This is a genomic window from Citrobacter sp. wls827 (assembly GCF_005280875.1).
GTDB lineage: Bacteria > Pseudomonadota > Gammaproteobacteria > Enterobacterales > Enterobacteriaceae > Citrobacter > Citrobacter youngae.
In genome coordinates, this window is record NZ_SZWR01000018.1 from 180,778 (window position 1) to 205,461 (window position 24,684).

The 24,684-nt window shown below is 53.2% G+C and carries 23 protein-coding genes; 12 read left to right on the forward strand and 11 right to left on the reverse strand.

Going from position 1 to position 24,684, the window contains the following annotated elements; all coding sequences use genetic code 11:
* Window positions 1-17: 17 nt before the first annotated feature.
* The 4 genes from endA to metK all read right to left on the reverse strand — a co-directional run bounded on the left by endA (window position 18) and on the right by metK (window position 4,345).
* Window positions 18-725 (reverse strand): deoxyribonuclease I, encoded by a 708-nt coding sequence (endA, locus tag FDX03_RS14115; RefSeq protein WP_016150969.1) that lies wholly within the window; start codon window positions 723-725, stop codon window positions 18-20.
* 94 nt (window positions 726-819) lie between these two features.
* A complete protein-coding gene (locus FDX03_RS14120; protein ID WP_115601493.1) occupies window positions 820-1,317 on the reverse strand; it encodes a SprT family zinc-dependent metalloprotease in 498 nt (165 codons plus the stop codon).
* A gap of 77 nt (window positions 1,318-1,394) precedes the next feature.
* Window positions 1,395-2,789, reverse strand: a complete 1,395-nt coding sequence (gene galP / locus FDX03_RS14125; RefSeq protein ID WP_003027074.1) for a galactose/proton symporter — start codon at window positions 2,787-2,789, stop codon at window positions 1,395-1,397.
* 401 nt (window positions 2,790-3,190) lie between these two features.
* Window positions 3,191-4,345, reverse strand: coding sequence for a methionine adenosyltransferase (gene metK / locus FDX03_RS14130; protein ID WP_040232098.1), 1,155 nt, complete (start codon window positions 4,343-4,345; stop codon window positions 3,191-3,193).
* 419 nt (window positions 4,346-4,764) lie between these two features.
* On the opposite strand from metK, the gene FDX03_RS23835 reads away from it, so the two are divergent.
* The 5 genes from FDX03_RS23835 to speB all read left to right on the forward strand — a co-directional run bounded on the left by FDX03_RS23835 (window position 4,765) and on the right by speB (window position 9,048).
* Window positions 4,765-4,902, forward strand: coding sequence for a hypothetical protein (locus tag FDX03_RS23835; RefSeq protein ID WP_269149342.1), 138 nt, complete (start codon window positions 4,765-4,767; stop codon window positions 4,900-4,902).
* 91 nt (window positions 4,903-4,993) lie between these two features.
* Window positions 4,994-5,140: an acid stress response protein YqgB gene (gene yqgB, locus FDX03_RS14135; RefSeq protein ID WP_005123310.1), complete on the forward strand. Its 147-nt coding sequence runs from the start codon at window positions 4,994-4,996 to the stop codon at window positions 5,138-5,140.
* Window positions 5,133-7,109 (forward strand): biosynthetic arginine decarboxylase, encoded by a 1,977-nt coding sequence (gene speA, locus FDX03_RS14140; protein WP_115642900.1) that lies wholly within the window; start codon window positions 5,133-5,135, stop codon window positions 7,107-7,109. The genes yqgB and speA overlap by 8 nt, the downstream gene beginning before the upstream one ends.
* Window positions 7,110-7,260: 151 nt before the next feature.
* Complete coding sequence (locus FDX03_RS14145) at window positions 7,261-7,992, forward strand: hypothetical protein (RefSeq protein WP_137346089.1); 732 nt, start codon at window positions 7,261-7,263, stop codon at window positions 7,990-7,992.
* A 135-nt stretch (window positions 7,993-8,127) separates the two neighbouring features.
* Window positions 8,128-9,048 (forward strand): agmatinase, encoded by a 921-nt coding sequence (speB, locus tag FDX03_RS14150; RefSeq protein WP_003027056.1) that lies wholly within the window; start codon window positions 8,128-8,130, stop codon window positions 9,046-9,048.
* 102 nt (window positions 9,049-9,150) lie between these two features.
* Here the strand turns inward: speB and FDX03_RS14155 are convergent, their stop codons facing one another.
* Window positions 9,151-9,909, reverse strand: a complete 759-nt coding sequence (locus tag FDX03_RS14155; protein ID WP_003027053.1) for a M48 family metallopeptidase — start codon at window positions 9,907-9,909, stop codon at window positions 9,151-9,153.
* Window positions 9,910-10,188: 279 nt separating this feature from the next.
* Here FDX03_RS14155 and tkt point away from each other — a divergent pair, with 279 nt between their 5' ends.
* Window positions 10,189-12,180, forward strand: coding sequence for a transketolase (tkt, locus tag FDX03_RS14165; protein WP_137346090.1), 1,992 nt, complete (start codon window positions 10,189-10,191; stop codon window positions 12,178-12,180).
* A gap of 60 nt (window positions 12,181-12,240) precedes the next feature.
* On the opposite strand, the gene FDX03_RS14170 is transcribed toward tkt, so the two are convergent.
* Genes FDX03_RS14170 through FDX03_RS14190 form a run of 5 tightly spaced genes read right to left on the reverse strand, consistent with a single transcriptional unit; the run spans window position 12,241 to window position 15,286 of the window.
* A complete protein-coding gene (locus tag FDX03_RS14170; RefSeq protein ID WP_101742763.1) occupies window positions 12,241-12,891 on the reverse strand; it encodes an ATP-binding cassette domain-containing protein in 651 nt (216 codons plus the stop codon).
* Entirely contained in the window at window positions 12,885-13,562 is a 678-nt protein-coding gene (locus tag FDX03_RS14175; protein ID WP_061068539.1) for an energy-coupling factor ABC transporter ATP-binding protein, read from the reverse strand. The genes FDX03_RS14170 and FDX03_RS14175 overlap by 7 nt, the downstream gene beginning before the upstream one ends.
* On the reverse strand, window positions 13,550-14,257 hold the full coding sequence (locus FDX03_RS14180) for an energy-coupling factor transporter transmembrane component T (RefSeq protein WP_137346091.1): 708 nt from the start codon (window positions 14,255-14,257) through the stop codon (window positions 13,550-13,552). The genes FDX03_RS14175 and FDX03_RS14180 overlap by 13 nt, the downstream gene beginning before the upstream one ends.
* The gene (locus FDX03_RS14185) at window positions 14,258-14,836 is read right to left on the reverse strand and encodes an ECF transporter S component (protein WP_137346092.1); all 579 of its coding nucleotides are present in this window, start codon (window positions 14,834-14,836) and stop codon (window positions 14,258-14,260) included.
* Window positions 14,837-14,860: 24 nt separating this feature from the next.
* The gene (locus FDX03_RS14190) at window positions 14,861-15,286 is read right to left on the reverse strand and encodes a PPC domain-containing DNA-binding protein (protein WP_071697479.1); all 426 of its coding nucleotides are present in this window, start codon (window positions 15,284-15,286) and stop codon (window positions 14,861-14,863) included.
* Between the two features lie 374 nt (window positions 15,287-15,660).
* On the opposite strand from FDX03_RS14190, the gene epd reads away from it, so the two are divergent.
* The 3 genes from epd (at window position 15,661) to fbaA (ending at window position 19,186) form a co-directional block, all read left to right on the forward strand.
* Window positions 15,661-16,689 (forward strand): erythrose-4-phosphate dehydrogenase, encoded by a 1,029-nt coding sequence (epd, locus tag FDX03_RS14195; protein WP_003027035.1) that lies wholly within the window; start codon window positions 15,661-15,663, stop codon window positions 16,687-16,689.
* A 39-nt stretch (window positions 16,690-16,728) separates the two neighbouring features.
* Window positions 16,729-17,892 carry a phosphoglycerate kinase gene (gene pgk, locus FDX03_RS14200; protein ID WP_003027032.1) on the forward strand — a complete coding sequence of 388 codons (1,164 nt, stop codon included), beginning with the start codon at window positions 16,729-16,731 and terminating at the stop codon, window positions 17,890-17,892.
* Window positions 17,893-18,106: 214 nt separating this feature from the next.
* The gene (fbaA, locus tag FDX03_RS14205) at window positions 18,107-19,186 is read left to right on the forward strand and encodes a class II fructose-bisphosphate aldolase (RefSeq protein ID WP_128317332.1); all 1,080 of its coding nucleotides are present in this window, start codon (window positions 18,107-18,109) and stop codon (window positions 19,184-19,186) included.
* Between the two features lie 57 nt (window positions 19,187-19,243).
* On the opposite strand, the gene FDX03_RS14210 is transcribed toward fbaA, so the two are convergent.
* A complete protein-coding gene (locus FDX03_RS14210) occupies window positions 19,244-20,149 on the reverse strand; it encodes a carbamate kinase (RefSeq protein ID WP_061068536.1) in 906 nt (301 codons plus the stop codon).
* Window positions 20,150-20,487: 338 nt separating this feature from the next.
* Between FDX03_RS14210 and FDX03_RS14215 the strand changes: the two genes are divergently transcribed.
* Genes FDX03_RS14215 through FDX03_RS14225 form a run of 3 tightly spaced genes read left to right on the forward strand, consistent with a single transcriptional unit; the run spans window position 20,488 to window position 24,665 of the window.
* Window positions 20,488-21,711 (forward strand): MFS transporter, encoded by a 1,224-nt coding sequence (locus FDX03_RS14215; protein ID WP_105242192.1) that lies wholly within the window; start codon window positions 20,488-20,490, stop codon window positions 21,709-21,711.
* 13 nt (window positions 21,712-21,724) lie between these two features.
* Window positions 21,725-23,386 (forward strand): acyl-CoA synthetase FdrA, encoded by a 1,662-nt coding sequence (locus tag FDX03_RS14220; protein ID WP_137346093.1) that lies wholly within the window; start codon window positions 21,725-21,727, stop codon window positions 23,384-23,386.
* A gap of 16 nt (window positions 23,387-23,402) precedes the next feature.
* Window positions 23,403-24,665 (forward strand): DUF1116 domain-containing protein, encoded by a 1,263-nt coding sequence (locus FDX03_RS14225; RefSeq protein WP_061068533.1) that lies wholly within the window; start codon window positions 23,403-23,405, stop codon window positions 24,663-24,665.
* The last annotated feature ends 19 nt before the right edge of the window (window positions 24,666-24,684 follow it).

A 24,684-nucleotide genomic window follows, 5' to 3' on the forward strand; every position in this document is an offset into this window, starting at 1 on the left:
ATTGCCGCTAGTGTAGGTTAGCTCTTTTGCGCCTGGCAAGCGCGTTGCACATAGGGGTTATGATTCCCCTGTACCTTCGCGATGCGTTCGTCGCGCTCACACTCCCAGTCGGTGACCGGATACTGCTTATTCCAGGCATTAAAAAGCTGGGTTTGCTGGCGGGAGAGCGTCAGGTTGTATTGGTCGCGCATATAAAAATAGGTACGCGCGATGGCGCCACGTGCGCGGGCAGGCGGTTCGGCAACTTTCTCTTTGAAATCAACCTTCATCGCGCACTGTCCATACTGGCCTTCGCCACCGTTCCACTGGCTGTACATAAAGTTTGCGCGATCGCCATTCACTTCACCTACCGCAGGCTGCAGGTTATGCATATCGCTTTCCATTTTGCGATAGACCGGATCTTTAGCGCAGTTTTTACGCCCCCCGTCCTGCCAGCACTGGCGCTGATGACCAAACTGCCAGGCGGGGACAACGTGTTCCCATTCAATTCGACTGGCGCGGTTTTCGTTTTTTCGCACTTTATAGCCACAGGATTCGAGGTCCACGACCCCTTTTTTGCCTTGCCAGTTAATTTTGCAACCACAGTAGAAATCGCCTGGCGCATCGGCGTTAACTTTGACGCCAGCGGCTTTTGCCTGGGAAAAACTATTGATGCCTTCGGCTAAAGCCGGGCCTGAAAATGCTGCGGCTAACAGGGCCGCAGCAAAAGAAAAATTACGGTACATCACGAACTCCGTGTCAAAACGAGCCCGCAACGTAGCGAAAGTCATTCCTGTATGCAATCAGTTAGATCAGAAAAGTTCCTGATAATTCTGAAGATTATTCTGCAATCAGTGGTTCGCCGCAGTGAACGCAGCGGTAGGTGGCTTCACCGCGTACCACGCGGTTATGGCGGCGTACGGTCAGTTGGTGTTCCTGACACTTGCAGCGGTAAGTAAAGGTCTTACGCTGCACGGATTGCAGTTCGAACTGATGCGTGCGTCGGGCTGGCACGCCCAGCACGCTCTCCATCATCCATTTCCACTCTTTGCCGTGCGGCGGCACGCGACCAAAGTATTTCCACACCAGTAAATGCGCCAGTTCATGGGGCACCACCTCATTCACGAATGCGTCGACATTTTCCATCAGCAGTACCGGATTGAGGCGGATTTCGTAGGTTTGTAACCACGCGGTGCCTGCAGCGGTGCCGCGCTGTTGGTACACCAGCTTAGGTTCCGGATAATTACGCTTGAGCTTAAGATTGGCCTGAGCGAGTTTTTCCCGCAGGCTACGCATAACGGCTTGCTGGATGGCGATAGGGAGACGGGAGGTTTTCATAACGCCAGAGGATAGTGCGACAGGGAAGGGACTGCAAGAGGAAGGCTTCCTCCCGCGGGGGAGGAAGCTTTTCGTGATTAGTCGTGTGCGCCAATTTCGCGCAGTTTACGACCTTTCATCAGGTTACGTTCAATGTGTTCCAGAGAGACATTTTTAGTTTCAGGTATCAGCCACAGGGTCAGGAAGATGAACAGGACGTTCAGGCCACCGTAGACCCAGAAAGTGTTGGCGCTGCCCAGCGAGTTCAGCATCGTCAGGAAGGTTGCACCGACGATCATATTGGCAATCCAGTTGGTTGCGGTAGAGCAGGTGATACCGAAATCGCGGCCTTTCAGCGGCTGGATTTCAGAGCACAGAACCCAAATCAGCGGACCGGCGCTCATGGCAAAGCCAACGATAAACATCAGCAGCATCAGTACAGCGAAGTATTGCGCGGCCGCCGAGTGAATACCCACGTGCATCATCGTACCCAGCACGCCCATACCGACGGCCATGACGATAAAGCCGAGGATCAGCGTAGGCTTGCGGCCCCAACGGTCAACCAGGCCAATGGCGATAAAGGTTGCCAGCACGTTGGTCAGACCGACGATAACCGTCCCCCACATCTGCTCGGTGGTGTTGGTGTAGCCCGCCAGCTCAAAGATTTTCGGTGCGTAATACATAATGACGTTCATCCCGGTGAACTGCTGCATCACCTGTAACAGGACGCCAAGGAATACCGCGCGGCGGAAGTTGCTGTTTTCTTTAAACAGCGCCCAGCCGCTCTGTTTCACCTGCAGGCTTTCACGAATTTCATCCAGCTCGCGTTTGGCTTCTGCGCTGGTATCACGCAGACGCAACAGAACACGTTCAGCATCGACAAAACGACGTTTAGCAGCAAACCAGCGTGGGCTGTCCGGCAGGAAGATAACGCCAACCAGCAGCAGCAGGGCAGGGATGATGATCACGCCCAGCATCCAGCGCCATGCGCCGCTGTAGCTAAACGCCGTATCGGAAAGATACGCACCCAAAATACCGATGGTGATCATCAGCTGATACATAGAGATCATACTGCCACGAATTTTTTCCGGGGCAATTTCAGACAGGTACAGCGGCGCGGTATAAGACGCAACGCCCACCGCCAGGCCGAGCAGCACGCGGGAAACCAGCAGCACTTCAACGTTTGGCGCCGCGGCGGAGAACAGTGAACCGGCAACAAACAGGATTGCGCCGATCATCAGACTCTTTTTACGCCCCAGTTTGAAGGAGAGCCAACCGCTGCCGACGGCACCCACGGCAGCACCAAACATCATCGAACTCACCACCCATTCCTGAGTGTGGGGGGTAATTTGGAACTCGTCGGTGATGAACGGTAAAGCACCGGCAATAACACCGATATCCAGGCCAAAAAGTAATCCAGCCAGGGCTGCAAGAAAGCAGACAAAAAATGTCATGGCTTTGTTGGAACGCCCCGTTTTTTTATTGTCAGGCATGATGCCCTCCGGTTGGGTAGCTAGTTTTGTTGATGTTAAGGGTAGGTGAGTACGGGGTAAAAAAATGCGAATCACATCACATTAGTGTAATCGGTTACACTGATATTTATCACGATTATTGATTAACTATTTGAAAATTAACATTTTATAATACAATTAAATATGGTTAATTGCCTGGAATTAAGACGATCCTGAAAAATAATGTAACAGTGACGCAAGCTTGACGGAAAAGAGATGTTAACTTGTTGTGGATAGAAAATCGGTGCTATGTAATCGCTTTCATTGTTGTTAGAGGAACGCTTCACTGCATTGTTCAGGTGACGAGGCGTTGGGGGGAAAATTGGGGAATAAAAAAAGACCAGCGCGAGGCTGGTCTTCATAAGCGTTGAGCCGTGAGGGAATTACTTCAGACCTGCAGCGTCACGCAGCAACTGCGCTTTGTCGGTTTTTTCCCATGGGAAATGTTCGCGGCCAAAGTGACCGTAAGCTGCGGTTTCTTTGTAGATCGGGTGCAGCAGATCCAGCATCTGAATCAGGCCATACGGACGCAGGTCGAAGAACTCGCGCACCAGCAGGGTCAGTTGCTCAGAAGGCACTTTTTCAGTACCGAACGTTTCTACCATGATAGAGGTCGGTTCAGCCACGCCGATGGCGTAGGAAACCTGAATCTCACAACGGTCAGCCAGACCAGCGGCAACAATGTTTTTCGCGACGTAACGAGCTGCATAGGCTGCAGAACGGTCAACTTTAGACGGATCCTTACCAGAGAATGCACCGCCGCCGTGACGCGCCATGCCGCCGTAGGTATCAACGATGATTTTACGACCGGTCAGACCGCAGTCGCCCATCGGGCCGCCGATCACAAAACGACCCGTCGGGTTGATGAAGAATTTGGTCGCAGCGCTCAGCCATTCAGTCGGCAGTACCGGCTTGATGATCTCTTCCATGACGGCTTCTTGCAGAGATTTCTGGTCGATATCTTCAGCATGCTGAGTCGACAGAACCACGGCATCAATACCTACAATTTTACCGTCGTCATACTGGAAAGTGACCTGGCTTTTTGCATCCGGGCGCAGCCACGGCAGAGTACCGTTTTTGCGTACTTCAGCCTGACGCTGTACCAGACGATGCGCGTAGGTGATTGGCGCAGGCATCAGCACGTCGGTTTCATTGGTTGCATAACCAAACATCAGGCCCTGGTCGCCAGCGCCTTGTTCCAGCGGATCCGCGCGGTCAACACCCTGGTTGATATCCGGAGACTGCTTACCGATGGCGCTCAGAACCGCGCAAGAGTTGGCGTCAAAGCCCATGTCGGAATGCACATAGCCAATTTCGCGAACCGTGTTACGCGTGATCTCTTCGATATCTACCCAGGCGCTGGTAGTGATCTCACCGCCAACTAAAACCATACCGGTTTTGACATAGGTTTCGCAGGCTACGCGTGCTTTCGGATCCTGCTCGAGGATTGCATCCAGCACGGCATCAGAGATTTGGTCAGCGATTTTGTCAGGATGCCCTTCTGATACGGACTCGGACGTAAAAAGGTGTTTTGCCATATTTAATTTCACCTAAGGAATATTTAGTTAGCTCAAACTGTCGAGTGGAATAGCCATGTGTAGAAGATTCTACCATGAGTCTGCAGATGACGGACACTGGCAGTCTGAGTGTTAATCGGTATAGATGGATTAACATCTGGACGGCTATTTTAGGACAGTTCTTCGCCTGATTTCCAGCTTTTTTTGATTGAGGTCGCATTGTACTGAAAATGTAACTGGAAATTTTTCCTGACGGTGCTGGCAATGTACGTATTTATCTTTTGCATTTTCGTACTGTTGTCGGTATAAAACGCGGCGCGCGGCTCATACAAAAAGCACACGACGTTTTCATCGTGTTGCCACTTCCAGCCGGGTTAACACTTTAGCTTTGGCTTGTGGGTTCGTTCCGTCAGGAGCAACCGTGGAGGTGATACGAGATAATGAACCGTTGTATTCTGCTGAATCTGTCGCACCGTTCCGGTGTACATATGTCCCCCGCAATCTGCATCTTGCATACCTGCCGATGTTATACCCATCTCGGCGCTTCTCAGGACTCAAGAGCCGGTAACGGTCACTAAGAACTGAACAAGGGCGCTCTTGGTAAACAAGAGTTTTCTCGTGGTTTCGCCGAACCGTCAGCATTAAGTTCGGTTACGTGTTTACATTGATATGAAAAAGAAACCGGTCGCACAGTCGGAGCGTCAGCACTATCTGCTGGAAATTCTGCCTGTATTTGGGTTGTTATCGCGTCTATGGATTGCGATAGTAGTCAACTGTTTTACACTTGTTAATAAAATTGAGGTTCGCTATGTCTGACGACATTTCTTTGGGTTCGCCTTCGTCAGCAGGCGAACACGGTGTACTACGCTCCATGCAGGAGGTTGCAATGAGTTCCGAGGAAGCCAGCAAGATGCTGCGTACTTACAATATTGCCTGGTGGGGTAATAACTACTATGACGTCAATGAGCTGGGCCACATCAGCGTGTGCCCGGATCCGGACGTACCAGAAGCGCGCGTTGACCTTGCTGAGTTGGTGAAAGCCCGTGAAGCGCAGGGCCAGCGTCTGCCTGCATTATTCTGCTTCCCGCAGATCCTGCAACACCGACTGCGTTCGATTAACGCCGCGTTTAAACGCGCCCGTGAATCTTACGGTTACAACGGCGACTATTTCCTCGTTTACCCGATCAAGGTCAACCAGCATCGTCGCGTGATTGAATCGCTGATCCACTCCGGCGAACCGCTGGGGCTGGAAGCCGGTTCCAAAGCTGAACTGATGGCCGTTTTGGCCCATGCCGGAATGACCCGTAGCGTGATCGTGTGTAACGGCTATAAAGACCGTGAATACATCCGTCTGGCGTTGATTGGCGAGAAGATGGGCCATAAGGTCTATCTGGTCATCGAGAAGATGTCTGAAATCGCTATCGTGCTGGATGAAGCTGAACGTCTGAATGTGGTTCCGCGTCTGGGCGTGCGTGCGCGTCTGGCATCGCAGGGGTCCGGTAAATGGCAGTCTTCCGGTGGCGAGAAATCAAAATTCGGCCTGGCGGCAAACCAGGTGCTGCAACTGGTGGAAATTTTGCGCGAGCGCGGTCGTCTGGACAGCATTCAGTTGCTGCACTTCCACCTCGGTTCGCAGATGGCGAACATTCGTGATATCGCCACCGGCGTACGTGAATCAGCTCGTTTCTACGTTGAGCTGCACAAGCTGGGCGTGAATATCCAGTGCTTCGACGTCGGCGGTGGTCTGGGCGTGGACTACGAAGGTACCCGTTCGCAGTCTGACTGCTCCGTAAACTACGGCCTGAACGAATACGCCAACAATATCATTTGGGCCATTGGCGATGCCTGTGAAGAGCATGGTCTGCCGCATCCGACGGTCATCACCGAGTCTGGTCGTGCGGTTACCGCGCACCATACTGTGCTGGTGTCTAACATTATCGGCGTTGAGCGTAGCGAACATACCGAAGCCACGCCGCCGGCTGACGATGCGCCGCGTGCCCTGCAAAGCATGTGGGAAACCTGGCAAGAGATGCACGAGCCGGGAACCCGTCGTTCGCTGCGCGAATGGCTGCACGACAGCCAGATGGATCTGCATGATATTCACGTGGGTTACTCTTCAGGCACCTTCAGCCTGCAGGAGCGTGCGTGGGCAGAGCAGTTGTATCTGAACATGTGCCATGACGTGCAGAAACAGCTCGACCCGAGCAACCGCGCGCACCGTCCGATTATCGACGAGCTACAGGAACGTATGGCGGATAAGATTTACGTCAACTTCTCCCTGTTCCAGTCGATGCCGGATGCATGGGGGATCGATCAACTGTTCCCGGTACTGCCGCTCGAAGGACTGAATCAGGTGCCAGAGCGTCGTGCGGTGCTATTGGATATTACCTGTGACTCCGACGGCGCTATCGACCACTACGTCGACGGCGACGGGATTGCGACGACCATGCCGATGCCGGAATACGACCCGGAAAATCCGCCGATGCTGGGCTTCTTTATGGTGGGTGCGTACCAGGAGATCCTCGGCAACATGCACAACCTGTTCGGTGATACCGAAGCGGTTGACGTGTTCGTCTTCCCCGACGGCAGCGTGGAAGTTGAGCTTTCTGATGAAGGCGATACCGTGGCGGATATGCTGCAGTACGTGCAGTTGGATCCGAACACCCTGCTGACGCAGTTCCGTGACCAGGTGAAAAAAACCGATCTGGATGCTGAGCTGCAACAGCAATTCCTCGAAGAGTTCGAAGCGGGTCTGTACGGATACACTTATCTCGAAGACGAATAATTAAGATTATTCCTCTTGAGGGCTGACTTATTTATATAAGTCGGCCCTTTTTATTAAACAATATCTGAAATAGGATGTTAATCCCTTCCTTTCTTATTTAATACCCCTAGCATTGTTGCCAGATTAACTCGTCATCGGTAAAGGAACAGATATGAAAGGATTTAAATTTAACGCATTATTTGCGGTTGTTTTTTTGTTTATCACGGGCTGCTCATCTCAGATGCAGCGCAGCAATGCTCCGGATTCCGAGGTGGGAACTGCCTGGGGTAATGATGTTCACTCTACGGTGACTGGCGTGTCCGCTGAACGCGTAGACCGTGAACCGACTGAGATGATAGTCATTAATTACTCGACGGCATATCAGTCTTGTTATGACCAGATTTACAGCATTCGTATTAGCGACCTGGAGTATGCGGTTCGTGATGCAAATTTCAGATCTATTCCTATTACCCGGCACTACAATAATTCTTTCGGCAAATGGCAATATCTTATTCCGGCAAAATTGGGCATGACCTATCAATTGTATGTGCGTAACAACAGTCGCGATACAAATTATGAAATTGTGGCCACAGTCGATGGACTGGATGTTCTTACTGGCAAGCTGGGTTCACTGAGTCACAATGGCTATATTGTGAATGCGGGAGATTCGTTGGCAATCAAAGGATTCCGCAAAGACAGCACTACCGAAGCGGCATTCCAGTTTTCCTCTGCCTCGGACTCTTACGCGGCTAATTCCGCACAGGGCGATGTACGTAACACCGGAGTGATTGGTTTTGCCGCCTTTGAGCTACAGGGAAAAGTTGCGAAGGCGATACCGCCGTGCTCTGCCCAGGCGTTTCCAGCGGACAGTAACGGTTACGCGCCGCCGCCTTGCCGGAAATAAACGCTTTGCTTGAAGCCGCGCAGTTTTAAGGCGATAATTCGCCCATACAAGTAGTCACGTAAATCAATCCCTTCCTCGTCGGGCTTAACGACGCGGAGGGGATTTTTTTTCACCGATTTTAAAAGAGGTCAGTACATGAGCACCTTAGGTCATCAATACGACAACTCCCTGGTTTCTAACGCCTTTGGTTTTTTGCGTCTGCCGATGAACTTCATGCCCTACGACAGCGACGCCGATTGGGTGATCACCGGCGTACCGTTTGATATGGCAACGTCAGGTCGTGCGGGTGGCCGCCATGGCCCGGCGGCGATCCGTCAGGTTTCCACCAACCTGGCCTGGGAGCACAACCGCTTCCCGTGGAACTTCGATATGCGTGAGCGCCTGAACGTGGTGGACTGCGGCGATCTGGTTTATGCGTTCGGGGATGCGCGTGAAATGAGTGAAAAACTGCAGGCGCATGCTGAGAAGCTGCTGTCTGCCGGTAAGCGCATGCTCTCCTTTGGCGGCGACCACTTCGTCACGCTGCCGCTGCTGCGCGCGCACGCTAAACACTTTGGTAAAATGGCGCTGGTGCACTTTGACGCCCACACCGACACCTACGCGAACGGCTGCGAATTCGACCACGGCACCATGTTCTACACTGCGCCGAACGAAGGTCTGATCGATCCGAATCACTCTGTGCAGATCGGTATTCGTACCGAGTTCGACAAAGACAACGGTTTTACCGTGCTGGATGCATGCCAGGTTAACGACCGCAGCGTTGATGACATTATCGCTCAGGTTAAGCAGATTGTCGGTGATATGCCGGTATACCTGACTTTTGATATCGACTGTCTGGATCCGGCGTTTGCACCAGGAACCGGTACGCCAGTGATCGGCGGCCTGACGTCCGATCGCGCGATAAAACTGGTACGTGGTCTGAAAGATCTGAACATCGTCGGGATGGATGTTGTTGAAGTGGCTCCGGCCTACGATCAGTCAGAGATCACCGCACTGGCGGCGGCAACGTTAGCATTAGAAATGCTCTATATCCAGGCGGCTAAGAAAGGCGAGTAAGCTGTTTTTTGCCGGATGGCGCTGCGCTTATCCGGCCTACATTGTTGCTGAATTTGTAGGCCGGATAAGGCGTTCACGCCGCCATCCGGCACTGTTCGAAGATTACTTGATCCCGTCTGCGCTCATGCGATCGCGAATATGTTGCGCACGTTCTGCGGATGCCGGGTGATCGTCAAACATTGAGCTTTGACGTCCTGCTTCCAGTTTTGCCAGTTTCTCAAAACTGGTGGCTAAGCCAGCCGGATTGATCCCACGTTTGCGCAACAGATCATACGAGTAATCATCCGCCTCGGATTCCTGACGCTGGGAGAACTGCGAGTTCACCAGTTTCTCGCCAAGATCGCCCAATTGCGACTGCGACAGGCTGCCGACAATACCGCCAGCGGAAGCCGCAGCTGCGCGCACGGCGTTCGTACCCAGCGCAACCTGCATCCCTTTTTTCACGTGGCCCAGCGCAACGTGACCCATTTCGTGGCCGATCACCGCTTCGACTTCGTTGTCGGTCATCATATCCATCAGGCCGCTGTATACGCGGATACAGCCGTTCGCCATGGCAAAGGCATTCACATCTTTCGCCATATACACTTTGTAGTTCACCGGCTGGCCGTTAATGTTATCGCCAAGCGCGGCGGCGATTTTGCCAAGACGCGTTGCATACTCGCTGCCAGCCGGGGCGATGGTAGCTTTGCTGTCCATATCCTTACAGGCCTGATCGCTCAGCGCTTTTACCTGCGCATCGCTCAGACTGTAGGCCTGGAAAGCCTCTGCGCCTGAGGAAAGCAGTCCGTTTGAGTCCATGTTCTGGCAGCCGGTCAATGCCGCCGCCATGCTCGTAGCAAGCAGTAAAGCGCGAATTTTCATTTTTTCTCTTCCGCACAAGGTCAGGATTATTCTAAAAAATGCGTCGTTTACAGGTGAACCGACGCTCGGCCTAAGTATAAAGAAAAGAACAATAAGCGGGCGAGAAGATTGCGCAACTTGCGCGCATGATCCAGAGATTTCTGAAGCGGCGAAAGGATGCTCCATGTACATGACACGCGGCTTGGGTTACATTGTTGGCACTTTTTTCCGGCGTAGCCCAAAACGCGCTGTCGTCAAGTCGTTTAGGGCGTGGCCTTCATTATCCGATCTGGAGTCAAAATGTCCTCACGTAAAGAGCTTGCCAATGCTATTCGTGCGCTGAGCATGGACGCAGTACAGAAAGCCAAATCCGGTCACCCGGGTGCCCCGATGGGTATGGCTGACATTGCCGAAGTCCTGTGGCGTGATTTCCTGAACCACAACCCGACTAACCCGTCCTGGGCTGACCGTGACCGCTTCGTGCTGTCAAACGGCCACGGTTCAATGCTGATTTACAGCCTGCTGCACCTCACCGGCTATGATCTGCCGATGTCCGAGCTGCAGAACTTCCGTCAGCTGCACTCCAAAACGCCGGGTCACCCGGAAGTGGGTTACACGGCGGGTGTTGAAACCACGACCGGTCCTTTGGGTCAGGGCATTGCGAATGCAGTGGGTATGGCTATCGCTGAAAAAACGCTGGCGGCGCAGTTTAACCGTCCTGGTCACGACATCGTTGACCACTTCACCTATGCTTTCATGGGCGACGGCTGCATGATGGAAGGTATCTCTCACGAGGTATGTTCCCTGGCCGGTACGCTGAAACTGGGTAAACTGGTTGCGTTCTATGATGACAACGGCATCTCTATCGATGGCCACGTTGAAGGCTGGTTCACCGATGACACCGCGAAGCGTTTCGAAGCTTACGGCTGGCACGTGATTCGTGGTGTAGATGGTCACGATGCTGACGCCATTAAACGCGCTGTTGAAGAAGCACGCGCAGTGACCGACAAACCGTCCTTGCTGATGTGCAAAACCATCATCGGTTTCGGTTCTCCGAACAAAGCCGGTACCCACGACTCTCACGGTGCGCCGCTGGGCGATGCAGAAATCGCACTGACCCGTGAACAGCTGGGCTGGAAATACGCGCCGTTCGAAATCCCGTCTGAAATCTACGCGCAGTGGGATGCGAAAGAAGCCGGCCAGGCAAAAGAAGCCGCCTGGAACGAGAAGTTCGCTGCTTATGCCAAAGCTTTCCCGCAGGAAGCTGCTGAATTCACCCGTCGTATGAAAGGTGAAATGCCGTCTGACTTCGACGCGAAAGCCAACGAGTTCATTGCTAAGCTGCAGGCTAATCCGGCGAAAATCGCCAGCCGTAAAGCGTCTCAGAACGCGATTGAAGCCTTCGGTCCTTGGCTTCCTGAATTCCTCGGCGGCTCCGCTGACCTCGCGCCATCTAACCTGACTCTGTGGTCTGGTTCTAAGGCCATCAACGAAGATACTGCCGGTAACTACATCCATTATGGTGTACGTGAATTCGGTATGACCGCTATCGCCAACGGTATTTCCCTGCACGGTGGTTTCCTGCCGTACACCTCCACCTTCCTGATGTTCGTGGAATATGCCCGTAACGCGGTGCGTATGGCTGCGCTGATGAAACAGCGTCAGGTGATGGTCTATACTCACGACTCCATCGGTCTGGGTGAAGATGGCCCGACTCACCAGCCGGTAGAGCAGGTTGCTTCTCTGCGTGTGACCCCGAACATGAGCACATGGCGTCCGTGTGACCAGGTTGAATCCGCAGTAGCATGGAAATACGGTGTTGAGCGTCAGGACGGCCCGACCGCACTGATCCTCTCCCGTCAGAACCTGGCACACCAGGAACGTACCGCAGAGCAACTGGCGAACATCGCTCGCGGTGGCTACGTGCTGAAAGATTGCGCGGGTCAGCCGGAGTTGATCTTCATCGCCACCGGTTCTGAAGTTGAACTTGCCGTGGCTGCCTGGGACAAACTGACCGCTGAAGGCGTGAAAGCGCGCGTGGTTTCCATGCCGTCTACCGATGCATTCGACAAGCAGGATGCGGCTTACCGTGAATCCGTACTGCCGAAAGCTGTCTCTGCTCGCGTCGCTATCGAAGCAGGCATTGCTGACTACTGGTTCAAATACGTGGGCCTGAACGGCGCTATCGTCGGTATGACTACCTTTGGTGAGTCTGCACCGGCAGAACTGCTGTTTGAAGAATTCGGCTTCACCGTAGACAACGTGGTCGCGAAAGCAAAAGAACTGCTGTAATTTCGATTACAGGTGAAAACGGGTCGCTTAGGCGGCCCGTTTTTTTGCTTATCAGGGTAGTTACGTGCGTAGCTGACCTGCTTCAAGACGTACTACGCGCGAAAAATGGCGCTGCGTAAATGCTGCGTCATGACTGATCGCCACAACGCTGGCGCCACGCGTACGACACACTGCCAGCCAGTTTTCAAAGACGCCAAGCCAGTGCGCATCAAAGTCCCGGCTGGGCTCATCCAGCAGTAGAATAGCGGGTTCGAGGGCTTCCAGACTGGCGACGGCAACCATACGTCGTTGTGCAGTATGCAGATCGAGCGGGTGCGCGTCGGCGACATCCTCTAACTGACATAATCGCAGCGCCGCCATCGTGCGTTGCGCAATTTCAGTCGCCGGAAGCTTCTGTAGCCGTAATCCGAAGGCCACTTCCTCTGCAACCTTGCTGTGAAAGATTTGATTCTCCGCCTCCTGAAACAGTACGCCGAGCACCCTGGCGCGCTCCCGGTTTTTCAGTTGCGCAATCGCACGATTTTGAACGGTTATTGTGCCGGATGAGGGCGTCAGTAGCCCGGCCATGATGCGCAAAAGCGTGGATTTTCCTGCGCCATTATCGCCCGTTAGCGCCAGCCATTCCCCCTCCTGGAGTTCCAGCGAAATATTGCGTAAACAGTCATCGGCGGCGTTCGGCCAGCGATAGCTGACCTGGTTTAGCGTTAGCATAGTGATGACAATGCTCCGTCGCGCAGTTGCCATGCCTGCTGGCAGTAGCTGAGAAAAGGTGAAGGGTTGCGTTCGAAAAGTATCACCAAAGCATGCTGTTCCTGTGCCCACTGCTGCAGTCGAGCCAGCAGCATTGCCGTGGCTTGCGCCGTCAGGCGACTGAACGCTTCATCCAGAATCAATATTTTCGGCTGCATGGCGAGTGCGCTGGCAATCACCACCCGCTGGGTTTCCCCGCCGGAAAGGGTGCCGGGATGACGATGGCGCAGAGGCTGACATTCCGTCAGCGTAAGGGCGGCATCTATGCGCTGCATAATTTCAGTCTCGGTAAGGCAGAGATTTTCCGGGCCAAACGCCACTTCTTCCTCCACGCTGAAAGTACAACCTGAAAGCTGCAGGTAAGGTGACTGCTGCACAAGCTGGATGGTACTCGACTGCTCGACCAGCGACAGTTTCCCGATGGGATTACCCAGTAGCGTGCCTGTGCCCTCAATTTCTCCCGGAAGGAAGTCGGGGTACCAGCCAGCCATCAGCTGTGCCAGCGTACTTTTCCCGCTGCCGTTCTCACCAAAAATAGCCACCATACCAGGCCTGGCGTAATGGAAATCGTAACAGGCGGATGGCCGCATAGCGTGCGTCGGAATATAGCGAAACTGCTCTAACGTAACCATATCCAGATTCCTGTCTCAACTGCCATCAGAACCACCATACCGTAGCGGGCCAGACGTTGTAAGGTGCTGTCTGGCGGCGCCCATAGAGTGGTGCGAGTGCGATGCAGGCGAAATCCCCGCATATCGAGCGCTGCACCGCGAACGGCTAAGTCATTGAGCGCGTTATGGGTGAGCGGCACAATTAATGCCGGCATAGCGCGTAAACGTTGGTACCAGGATTCATCCAGCGGTACGCCGCGTGCGCGCTGAGCCTCGTGAATAATCGCCAACTGGCGTTTGAGCTGTTCAACCACCAGCAGCGGGCCTGCAAACAGATAGGCAACGCCTGGCGGCAGGCGTGAAGCAAACAGGGCGCGCATAAAGCGCGCAACCGGCACGTACTGCATCCACATCTGCGATGTCGACACAATGGCCAGGATCCGCAGCCAGAGCGTAACGGCATCGGCCCAGCGTTCCGGTGTGCGCGGCTGCCCGCTAATCCACTCGGTAAGCCATCCGCCGTGTACCAGCCATAGCCCCAGTCCTAAGGGGATCATCAGCCAGAGTACGTATTTCGCCCGCGACCACGTAGCCTTCATACATAGCAAACCGACAAACGTCGCGGCGCTGTACAAGCTGAGCGGCACTCCGGCTGGCAGCAGGAGCGTGGAGCAGGCGGCAAGCGCCCACAGAGTTAACGACGTAAACGGATGCATTTAGCGCACGGCAGACATCGTAGGGAAATGGCGCGTGGTGCGCAGCGGAAGCTGTCGCAGCAGCACCCAGACGATGATTGCCGTGAGGATTTTATCGACCAGATTCGCTCCGATGACGGTGATGGCGACGGACTCCATCAGGTTCTGACCGACCGAGTGCATCCAGGCGACAAAAAGATCCGCGCCGCTGCCAGTGACACCGCCGAACAGAGTCGTGCGAATCGGCACGGCAACGAGGGTCACGGCAAGCGTGATAATTACGCCGCTGACCGCGACTTTGGGTAAGGTGCGAAACCATCCCGCCCGTGCCAGCCAACCGGCGACCAGTCCAATAACCATGGCGACGGGCGCAAAGGCGGCGGCGATCGGATCGGTCAGTAACCCCCACAACAGGTTAGTGAGTAATCCGGTTAGCATCCCCACTACCGGGCCTAACAGCACCGCGCTGATCAACGTGCCAATCGAGTCGAGAAAAATAGGTAATTTCAACATGCTGATAAGCTGCCCACCGACCATGTTGATGGCGATAGCAATGACAATAAGAACCAGAGACTGGCTGGAAAATTGGCGACGCGCCATAAAAGACCTCGTATAAGTGAAGCGTTAGCGGGATGAAATAACCAGTTCGTCATAACCGGAAACGGCGCAGGGCTGACGGCTGAATGCCAGAGACGTCAACTCGCCAATCACCAGCTCCAGCGTGGTTCGCACGGTACAGCCCGGCATCATGTGTCCGCCCAGCATCGCGCCGTGTGGGTCAGCAACCGCCAGATGGAGATGCTCGCCGGTAAGTTCCAGCGTGCCGTTCAGAGAGATAATTTCCCACGTACCCGTAAGTAATGTGGTTTCTTCACGTCCGGCGAAGCGCAGAGCAATGTTGGTCAAACTGCCGGTGCAACCCGCTATCCAGGCTGCCTGTAGTTGATGCTGCTGGATAAAAGCGTGTAGCGCTGAAAAGACTTCCTGGCCCGGTAATAAACGCAGCGCATGAAAGCGAGCTTCAGATGGATGAGGATAGAATGTTGCCATAGTTGAGGGACTCCGAGACTCGGACGTAGCGCTGATAATATAGACGCGGGTTAGGGAGCTTTCTGATATAAATCAGGATTTGTGACATGGCAACGAAATAATCTTGCTACGGTTATTCGTAATTCTGGAATATGGAATAAAAGTCGCGTTGAAGGACGTTAAAATGTGACGTAAGTCAGATAACTGTGTTCTGTTGCTGGACAATCATTCCTTTTATTCCGCGTTTCGCTTATTCTAGCTGAAGCGTTTCAGTCGATTAAATGTTCGACAATTAACCAATTAGTCGCAGTTTGCGACAGGTAAGGTTTCCCTGAGCGATTTGCTGCATTACTCTGTCTGCCACATCGTTTCTGAGAAATCCTTGCAGGAGACCTATGACCGTACGCGTAGCGATTAATGGTTTCGGTCGCATCGGACGCAACGTGGTTCGTGCTTTATATGAATCCGGGCGTCGGGCGGAAATCACCGTGGTGGCAATCAACGAACTGGCGGATGCTGCAGGCATGGCGCATTTGTTGAAATATGACACCAGCCATGGGCGTTTTGCCTGGGATGTTCGTCAGGAACGAGACCAGCTCATCGTTGGCGATGACGCGATCCGCATTCTGCATGAGCGAACGCTCGATGCGCTTCCGTGGCGCGAACTGGGTGTCGACGTTGTGCTGGATTGTACGGGGGTTTTCGGCAGCCGCGAACACGGCGAGGCGCATATTGCCGCCGGCGCAAAGAAAGTGCTCTTTTCACATCCTGGTAGTCACGACATCGACGCAACCGTTGTGTTTGGCGTTAATCAGGATCAGCTGCGCGCTGAGCACCGGATCGTTTCCAATGCCTCCTGCACCACGAATTGCATAATACCCGTCATTAAATTGCTGGATGATGCTTACGGCATTGAGTCTGGTACCGTCACCACGATCCACTCCGCGATGCACGATCAGCAGGTTATTGATGCTTATCATCCTGACCTGCGTCGCACGCGAGCGGCCAGCCAGTCGATCATTCCGGTTGATACCAAACTGGCGGCGGGCATCACGCGAATTTTCCCGCAGTTTAACGATCGTTTTGAAGCGATAGCGGTGCGTGTACCGACCATAAATGTGACGGCGATCGACTTAAGCGTGACGGTGAAAAAACCAGTAAAAGCCAGTGAAGTCAACCAGTTGCTGCAAAAAGCAGCACAAGGTGCATTTCATGGTATAGTTGACTATACGGAATTACCGTTGGTCTCAGTAGATTTTAACCACGACCCGCACAGCGCCATCGTTGATGGTACGCAAACGCGTGTGAGTGGCGCTCACCTGATCAAAACGCTGGTCTGGTGTGATAATGAATGGGGCTTTGCTAACCGTATGCTCGACACGACGTTAGCGATGGCTGCTATTGGTTTCAGGCTCGACGCTTGAGCGTCGACAAAACTTTATGAATCAACGAGAGGATTCACCATGTCTGTAATTAAGATGACCGATCTGGATCTGGCTGGTAAACGCGTTTTTATCCGTGCGGACCTGAACGTACCAGTTAAAGAAGGGAAAGTAACCAGCGATGCGCGTATCCGTGCTTCCCTGCCGACCATCGAACTGGCCCTGAAACAGGGTGCTAAAGTGATGGTAACTTCCCACCTGGGTCGTCCTACCGAAGGCGAGTACAACGAAGAATTCTCTCTGCTGCCGGTTGTTAACTACCTGAAAGACAAACTGTCTGCTCCGGTTCGCCTGGTAAAAGATTACCTGGACGGCGTTGAAGTCGCTGCCGGTGAACTGGTTGTTCTGGAAAACGTTCGCTTTAACAAAGGCGAGAAGAAAGACGACGAAGCACTCTCCAAAAAATATGCTGCTCTGTGCGACGTATTCGTTATGGATGCTTTCGGTACTGCTCACCGTGCGCAGGCGTCTACTCACGGTATCGGTAAATTCGCCGATGTTGCTTGTGCAGGTCCGCTGCTGGCTGCCGAGCTGGATGCACTGGGTAAAGCGCTGAAAGAACCTGCTCGTCCGATGGTTGCTATTGTTGGTGGTTCTAAAGTTTCTACCAAACTGACCGTTCTGGACTCTCTGTCAAAAATTGCTGACCAGCTGATCGTTGGCGGTGGTATCGCGAACACCTTCGTTGCTGCTCAAGGCCACAACGTGGGTAAATCCCTGTACGAAGCAGATCTCGTTGACGAAGCTAAGCGTCTGCTGACCACTTGCGACATCCCGGTCCCAACCGACGTTCGCGTAGCGACTGAATTCTCTGAAACTGCACCGGCTACCCTGAAGTCCGTAAGCGATGTGAAAGAAGACGAGCAGATCCTGGATATCGGCGACGCTTCTGCACAGCAGCTGGCTGACATCCTGAAGAATGCGAAAACCATTCTGTGGAACGGCCCGGTTGGCGTGTTCGAATTCCCGAATTTCCGCAAAGGTACTGAAATCGTTGCTAATGCCATCGCAGACAGCGAAGCATTCTCTATCGCAGGCGGCGGTGACACCCTGGCAGCAATCGACCTGTTCGGCATTGCTGACAAAATCTCCTACATCTCTACTGGCGGCGGCGCGTTCCTCGAATTCGTGGAAGGCAAAGTACTGCCAGCAGTAGCCATGCTCGAAGAGCGTGCTAAAAAGTAAGACTTTAATGGGCAGGGAAACCTGCCCTTATTTCAGCGCGCTTTAGAGCACGCTTCAATTCTTTACACAAAATCATTCGAGTTGCATCAAGGCGGCAACAGAGTGAGTTCCCGGGAGCTTACTTACGTAAGTGACTGGGGCGAGCGAGAGCAGCCAACGATGAGGCGGCTTGAAGGATGATGTGTATAACGGCCGAAGATACAGGACTCGTAATATGTCTAAAATTTTTGATTTCGTAAAACCAGGCGTAATCACTGGTGATGACGTACAGAAAGTTTTCCAGGTAGCTAAAGAAAACAACTTTGCTCTGCCAGCTGTTAACTGCGTGGGTACCGACTCCATCAACGCCGTTCTGGAAACTGCTGCAAAAGTTAAAGCGCCGGTAATTGTACAGTTCTCCAACGGTGGTGCTTCTTTCATCGCGGGTAAAGGCGTGAAGTCCGACGTGCCTCAGGGCGCTGCAATCCTGGGTGCTATCTCTGGCGCGCATCATGTTCACCAGATGGCTGAACACTACGGTGTTCCGGTTATCCTGCACACTGACCACTGCGCGAAGAAACTGCTGCCGTGGATCGACGGTCTGCTGGACGCGGGTGAAAAACACTTCGCAGCAACCGGCAAACCGCTGTTCTCTTCTCACATGATCGACCTGTCTGAAGAGTCTCTGGAAGAGAACATCGAAATCTGCTCCAAATATCTGGCGCGCATGTCCAAAATGGGCATGACTCTGGAAATCGAACTGGGTTGCACCGGTGGCGAAGAAGACGGCGTGGACAACAGCCATATGGACGCTTCTGCACTGTACACCCAGCCGGAAGACGTTGATTACGCGTACACCGAGCTGAGCAAAATCAGCCCGCGTTTCACCATCGCAGCGTCCTTCGGTAACGTACACGGCGTTTACAAGCCGGGTAACGTGGTTCTGACCCCGACCATCCTGCGCGACTCTCAGGACTATGTTTCTAAGAAACATAACCTGCCGCACAACAGCCTGAACTTCGTCTTCCACGGCGGTTCCGGTTCTACTGCTCAGGAAATCAAAGACTCCGTAAGCTACGGCGTAGTGAAAATGAACATCGACACCGATACCCAATGGGCTACCTGGGAAGGTGTTCTGAACTACTACAAAGCAAACGAAGCTTACCTGCAGGGCCAGTTGGGTAACCCGAAAGGCGAAGATCAGCCGAACAAGAAATACTACGATCCGCGCGTATGGCTGCGTGCTGGTCAGACAACTATGATCACCCGTCTGGAACAGGCTTTCAAAGAACTGAACGCGGTTGACGTTCTGTAATTCAGTCTGCTAACGACAAACAAGGCTTCCTCCGGGAAGCCTTTTTTTCATCTCGGTTTACTTTGTCACGCAGGTACCTTTTTCTCCAGCCAGAATCTGCGGGGCATCTTTCAGGGCGCCGATAAATGCCGCGTTCCCGGTCTGTTTGACAAACTGCATCACCGCCGCCGCTTTAGGCCCCATCGCGCCATCAGGTGTGGCAAATGGCGTAAGTTCCTCAACGGTGGCATGTCGTAGCGCACGCGCCTGCGGCGTTCCCCAGTTTTCATACACGGCATCGGCGTCTGTCAGAATCAGCAGATGGTCAGCGTTGATGGATTGTGCCAGAACGGCAGCAGTCAAATCCTTATCAATGACGGCCTCGGTTCCCTGGTAACCATCACCCTGTGCAATAACCGGAATACCGCCGCCACCACAGCAAACCACAGTATGTCCCGCATCCATCAGCGTACGGATGGCGTCGCTATCGAGAATTTTCAGCGGAGTCGGTGAGGGAACCACGCGGCGAATATATTGCCCATCGGTTTTCATCTGCCAGCCATAGCGTGCTTCCAGCTCTGCCTGTTGATCCGGTTGATACACGGGGCCAATATACTTACCGGGAGCTGAGAAGGCTTCGTCCTGCGGATCCACCTCAACCCGGGTCATCAGCGTTGTGACGGGAGAGTTACCCGCGGATGACGCCAGTTCCTGAGTAATAGCGAAACCGATCATTCCCTGGCTTTCCGCGACCAGAATATCCAGCGGCCAGACCGGGGATTCTTTGTATGCTGCATTCTGTAGCGCCAGCAGGCCAACCTGAGGGCCGTTGCCATGAACAATGACCAACTGATAGTCACGGGCTAATTCGGCTGCCATCTCAGCAAATACCTGAATGCTCCGCCGCTGGTTTTCTGCGCTCAAAATTTCTCCGCGCTGTAATAACGCATTACCGCCAAGAGCAATGACAATTCTCTTTTTCATTGATGACCTCATTATGCAAATTATCTCGCGGTCAAAATAACGTTTTATTACCTTTATTATGTGATGGGAGCGACAAGTAAAATATCTACAAAAATAACTCGATAATTAATGATGATTTCAGTCTCTTTATTTAAATTGTTTTAAAAATGATTATTAGACTTTTTTTAATAATGCTGTGGTCAGTTACCAGGAATTTATAACAATGGATTTTGTGTGACTTTGTTCAAATGAAATACATTTTTACCCCGATAAGGTAGGCGCAGTTAAAACATCAAACCTCACGTATCGTGTCAGGTAACATGAGGTATTCAGCGGTAATTATTACCGGGAGATTGCTTATGTCTGGTTCATATGAAGTGGCTGAGGCCACAAAGAAAAAGGGAATACCGGCCTGGTGGGTCACCGTTTTCCTGTTCTGGCTCGGATGGATTTTTATGTACGCCGACCGTACGGTGCTCAATCCGGTGATGGGCGAATTAGAAAAGGAATTTGGTTTAAGCGGCACACAGTTAGGTATTCTTAATTCCGTGTTCTATTTTTCTTATGCTTTGCTTCAGGTTCCAGCCGGAATTCTGGGCGACAAAATTGGTAAGAAAAAAGTACTGGTTCCAGGATTTATTCTATTTGGTGTTTTCACCGCGGTTACTGGTTGGGCGAAAAGCTGGTATACGTTGCTATTTGCCCGCGTGGTAACGGGGGCTGGTGAAGGAACCTACTACGGTCCGCAATACGGTCTCTCTTCCGAGCAGATCCCGAAGAAATATCGTTCTCTTGGCAGTGCGATCATCAACAGTGGTATGGCCTTTGGTATTGCGCTGGGTTTGATGACCTCAAGCTGGCTGGTATACGATCAAGGACATTCGTGGCGCATGCCATTTTATGCGATGGCGGTTCCCTCGGTGTTGGTCGGGGTGGCTATATGGCTGTTCGTAAAAGAGAAGAAACGCACCGCTGATGTCGATGGTGCGCCGGTGAAAAAAGGTAAGTTCAGCGACCTGCTAAAAAATCGTAACTTAATTATTACTTATATAATGGTGTTCTGTAGCCTGTTCGGTTTCTTCGTAATCCTGACCTGGCTTCCCTATTATTTGCAAAATGAACGTGGTATTGCCGGTAGCGAAACCGGGTTTATCTCTTCGCTGGTGGCCTGGATTTCAATTCCTGGCGCGCTGTTATTCTCCAGCCTTTCTGACAAATTAGGCAAGCGAAAACCATTAATTATGTTTCTGGTGCCGGTAGCGATTATCAGCATGCTGTCAATTATTTGGATGCCGAATATGACAGGGGTAATCATTGCGCTGTGTGTCTATGGTCTGGTGGGTAAACTGGCGCTGGATCCAGTACTGGTTGCGCTGGTTGCCGACAGCGTGGATGAAAATAACTACAGCACCGCATTTGGTTTATTTAATTTCATCGGCATGAGCTCATCTATTCTTGCCCCCATTATTGCCGGCGCGGCACGTGATATGACCGGAAGCCTGGCTTCCAGCTTCTATGTTTCAGCCACTCTGCTGGCTATCGGTTTAGTTGCAATGCTGTTTTTAAAAGAAAAACGCACATAAAGAGGTAGCGGTAATGATTTACGCCTTTATTAAAAAGGGAAGTTTTCAGGATTCCGTCAGCCTGATGATCATTTCCCGAAAACTCAGTGAACGCCCGGAAGTCGATCAGGTTTCAGTCATGATGGGAACGCCAGCCAATAAATCAATGCTGGATTCCACCGGATTCTGGCACGACGACTTTGCTGACGCCACGCCAAACGATATTTGTGTCGCAGTCCGAACCGAAGGCGAAGAGCCCGGGATACTGGATTTGATCCGTGAGCAACTGGAAAAAGAGCTGAACGCGATTACCAATGCGTCAGGGAGTTCGCATCAACTGGTTAAAGCACGTCGCTTCGAAAGTGCGTGCCAGAAATTGCCTCAGGCTAATCTGTTGCTGATATCGGTCGCTGGGGAATATGCCGCGTCCGTTGCTAAAGAGGGACTGTTGGCGAACAAAAACGTGATGCTCTTTTCCGATAACGTGCCGCTGGAGCAAGAAGTTGAGCTGAAAACGTTGGCGCGCGAGCGCGGGCTTCTCGTCATGGGACCAGACTGCGGAACCGCGATGATAGCCGGAAGTCCATTAGCTTTCGCCAACGTACTCCCTGAAGGCGGGATTGGCGTGATTGGCGCGTCAGGCACCGGGATTCAGGAAATTACTTCGCAGATTGCACTACACCAGCAGGGTGTGAGCCACGCTATCGGTCTGGGTGGTCGCGACCTGAGTGCTGATGTTGGCGGCATCAGCGCATTGACCGCACTGGAAATGCTGGCTACGGATGATGCCACGCGGGTGATTGCGTTTGTCTCTAAACCACCGTCACCGCAGGTGCGAACCTGCATTATTGCCGCGATGCAAAACGTGGGTAAACCGGTTGTCGCGCTGTTTCTGGGAAGCAAGCCGGAGCAGCGTCGCGAAGGTAACGTCTGGCTGGCGAATTCACTTTCTGATGCTGCACAACTGGCGGTATTGCTGATGCGTGTGGCACTGCAGAGACAGGTTCAACCGGAAGTGGCCGGTAAAGGTATTTACGGTCTGTACGCCGGCGGCACGTTGGCAGCTGAAGCCGCTATGTTGCTCTCTGCCGGGCTGGGAGTACCCGTTAGCGAAAGCCATGACCAGGGAGTGATGCTGGAAGGCGGTGGCCATCGCATTGTCGACCTGGGGGACGACAGCTACACCCTGGGCAGACCGCATCCGATGATTGACCCGACGACTCGCAGCATTGAGATCGAAAAACTGGCCGCGTTGCCGGATGTGGGCGTACTGCTTCTGGATGTGGTGCTGGGCTATGGCGCCTGTGCTGACCCGGCTGGAGCGGTTGTTGAGGCGGTAGAGCAGGTGCGAGCCAAACGTGCCGCCCCGCTTGTGGTGATTGCCACTCTGACCGGAACCGAGGCCGATCCGCAGGGGCGCTGTGGGCAGGCGGAGATACTTCGCGAGGCTGGGATAGCGGTGGTGGAAACGCTGGAAGAGGCAGTTTTACTCGCCGTCAACCTGACACATCACCAGGAACGTAGCATCCTGGCATCCCATAGCGCACTCCTTGATGGCGTACAGGTCATTAACGCTGGATTACGCAGCTTTGCACTGGATCTGCAAAGCAGCGGTACGCCGGTTGTGCATTATCAGTGGGCGCCTGTTGCCGGTGGCAACGCCCGTCTTGCCAGTTTACTCAAACAGTTACATTAAGTTCAGAGGTACGGATATGTATTCATCTATTGCACAGGCCAACGAAGCCATTATCGAACGAATTAAAGCCGCGCGTCCCCACTGGGTTGCTGTGCGCCCTGCAAAAGAAGCGGTGGCCGAATTGTCTTCTGGACGCAAATTATTGCACGCTGGTCCGCCGATCGCCTGGGAAGAGATGACCGGCCCAATGCGCGGAGCCTGCATTGGCGCATCATTGTTTGAAGGCTGGGCGGTGACGGAAGAAGATGCCGTGTGGATGCTGGAGCAGGGTGAGGTTGATTTTATCCCTTGCCATCACGTTGGTGCGGTAGGTCCGATGGGGGGAATCACCTCCGCTAATATGCCGGTGCTGGTGGTGCGTGACGTGGTGCATGGTAACCAGTCCTGCTGCAACCTCAATGAAGGTATTGGCAAAGTGATGCGTTTTGGCGCCTACGGTGATGACGTGCAAAAGCGCTTGCGCTGGATGCGCGACACGCTGGCGCCAGTACTACAGGAAGCGCTCTCGCTGATGGAAAATGGCGTCGATCTGACGGCAATGATGGCGCAGGCCATCACCATGGGCGATGAGTTCCACCAACGTAATATTGCCGCCTCTTCTCTGTTACTGCGTACACTCTCTCCGGTAATCGCTGGTCTGGATCGTCCGAAGACGGAAATCACTGAGGTACTGCAGTTCCTGAGCGTAACAGACCAATTCTTCCTCAATTTGGCTATGGCCTATAGTAAGGCAGTGATGGATGCCGCGGCGGAAATTAAGGCAGGCTCAGTGGTCACTGCGATGACGCGTAACGGTCGTGATTTCGGCATTCGCGTGAGCGGAACTGGCGATCGCTGGTTTACCGCGCCGGTAAATACGCCGCAGGGTTTGTTTTTTACCGGCTATAGCCAGGCTGACGCGAATCCGGACATTGGCGACAGCGCCATCACAGAAACGTTGGGGATTGGTGGTGCAGCAATGATTGCGGCACCCGGCGTAACGCGCTTCGTCGGCGCGGGTGGTATGGGCGCGGCGCTGGAAACCTCAGAAGAGATGGCGGAGATCTATCTTGCCAACAACCCGCTGTTTCAGATCCCCTCATGGGATTTCAAGGGGGCATGTCTGGGGCTGGATGTCCGTCGTGTCGTAGAGACGGGGATTACGCCGCTGATTAATACCGGTATCGCGCATAAAGATGCGGGGATTGGTCAGGTCGGGGCGGGAACCGTACGTGCACCGCTACTCTGTTTTGAAAAAGCACTTGAAGCTCTGGCCGAACTACATCACATCACCGCCTGATATTGAAGGGGCGGCAAGG

What these genes read in the sequence shown, in the direction of transcription:
- endA (WP_016150969.1), bottom strand. Translation starts at nt 725, where the DNA reads ATGTACCGTAATTTTTCTTTTGCTGCGGCCCTGTTAGCCGCAGCATTT.
- FDX03_RS14120 (WP_115601493.1), bottom strand. Translation starts at nt 1,317, where the DNA reads ATGAAAACCTCCCGTCTCCCTATCGCCATCCAGCAAGCCGTTATGCGT.
- galP (WP_003027074.1), bottom strand. Translation starts at nt 2,789, where the DNA reads ATGCCTGACAATAAAAAAACGGGGCGTTCCAACAAAGCCATGACATTT.
- metK (WP_040232098.1), bottom strand. Translation starts at nt 4,345, where the DNA reads ATGGCAAAACACCTTTTTACGTCCGAGTCCGTATCAGAAGGGCATCCT.
- FDX03_RS23835 (WP_269149342.1), top strand. Translation starts at nt 4,765, where the DNA reads ATGAACCGTTGTATTCTGCTGAATCTGTCGCACCGTTCCGGTGTACAT.
- yqgB (WP_005123310.1), top strand. Translation starts at nt 4,994, where the DNA reads ATGAAAAAGAAACCGGTCGCACAGTCGGAGCGTCAGCACTATCTGCTG.
- speA (WP_115642900.1), top strand. Translation starts at nt 5,133, where the DNA reads ATGTCTGACGACATTTCTTTGGGTTCGCCTTCGTCAGCAGGCGAACAC.
- FDX03_RS14145 (WP_137346089.1), top strand. Translation starts at nt 7,261, where the DNA reads ATGAAAGGATTTAAATTTAACGCATTATTTGCGGTTGTTTTTTTGTTT.
- speB (WP_003027056.1), top strand. Translation starts at nt 8,128, where the DNA reads ATGAGCACCTTAGGTCATCAATACGACAACTCCCTGGTTTCTAACGCC.
- FDX03_RS14155 (WP_003027053.1), bottom strand. Translation starts at nt 9,909, where the DNA reads ATGAAAATTCGCGCTTTACTGCTTGCTACGAGCATGGCGGCGGCATTG.
- tkt (WP_137346090.1), top strand. Translation starts at nt 10,189, where the DNA reads ATGTCCTCACGTAAAGAGCTTGCCAATGCTATTCGTGCGCTGAGCATG.
- FDX03_RS14170 (WP_101742763.1), bottom strand. Translation starts at nt 12,891, where the DNA reads ATGCTAACGCTAAACCAGGTCAGCTATCGCTGGCCGAACGCCGCCGAT.
- FDX03_RS14175 (WP_061068539.1), bottom strand. Translation starts at nt 13,562, where the DNA reads ATGGTTACGTTAGAGCAGTTTCGCTATATTCCGACGCACGCTATGCGG.
- FDX03_RS14180 (WP_137346091.1), bottom strand. Translation starts at nt 14,257, where the DNA reads ATGCATCCGTTTACGTCGTTAACTCTGTGGGCGCTTGCCGCCTGCTCC.
- FDX03_RS14185 (WP_137346092.1), bottom strand. Translation starts at nt 14,836, where the DNA reads ATGGCGCGTCGCCAATTTTCCAGCCAGTCTCTGGTTCTTATTGTCATT.
- FDX03_RS14190 (WP_071697479.1), bottom strand. Translation starts at nt 15,286, where the DNA reads ATGGCAACATTCTATCCTCATCCATCTGAAGCTCGCTTTCATGCGCTG.
- epd (WP_003027035.1), top strand. Translation starts at nt 15,661, where the DNA reads ATGACCGTACGCGTAGCGATTAATGGTTTCGGTCGCATCGGACGCAAC.
- pgk (WP_003027032.1), top strand. Translation starts at nt 16,729, where the DNA reads ATGTCTGTAATTAAGATGACCGATCTGGATCTGGCTGGTAAACGCGTT.
- fbaA (WP_128317332.1), top strand. Translation starts at nt 18,107, where the DNA reads ATGTCTAAAATTTTTGATTTCGTAAAACCAGGCGTAATCACTGGTGAT.
- FDX03_RS14210 (WP_061068536.1), bottom strand. Translation starts at nt 20,149, where the DNA reads ATGAAAAAGAGAATTGTCATTGCTCTTGGCGGTAATGCGTTATTACAG.
- FDX03_RS14215 (WP_105242192.1), top strand. Translation starts at nt 20,488, where the DNA reads ATGTCTGGTTCATATGAAGTGGCTGAGGCCACAAAGAAAAAGGGAATA.
- FDX03_RS14220 (WP_137346093.1), top strand. Translation starts at nt 21,725, where the DNA reads ATGATTTACGCCTTTATTAAAAAGGGAAGTTTTCAGGATTCCGTCAGC.
- FDX03_RS14225 (WP_061068533.1), top strand. Translation starts at nt 23,403, where the DNA reads ATGTATTCATCTATTGCACAGGCCAACGAAGCCATTATCGAACGAATT.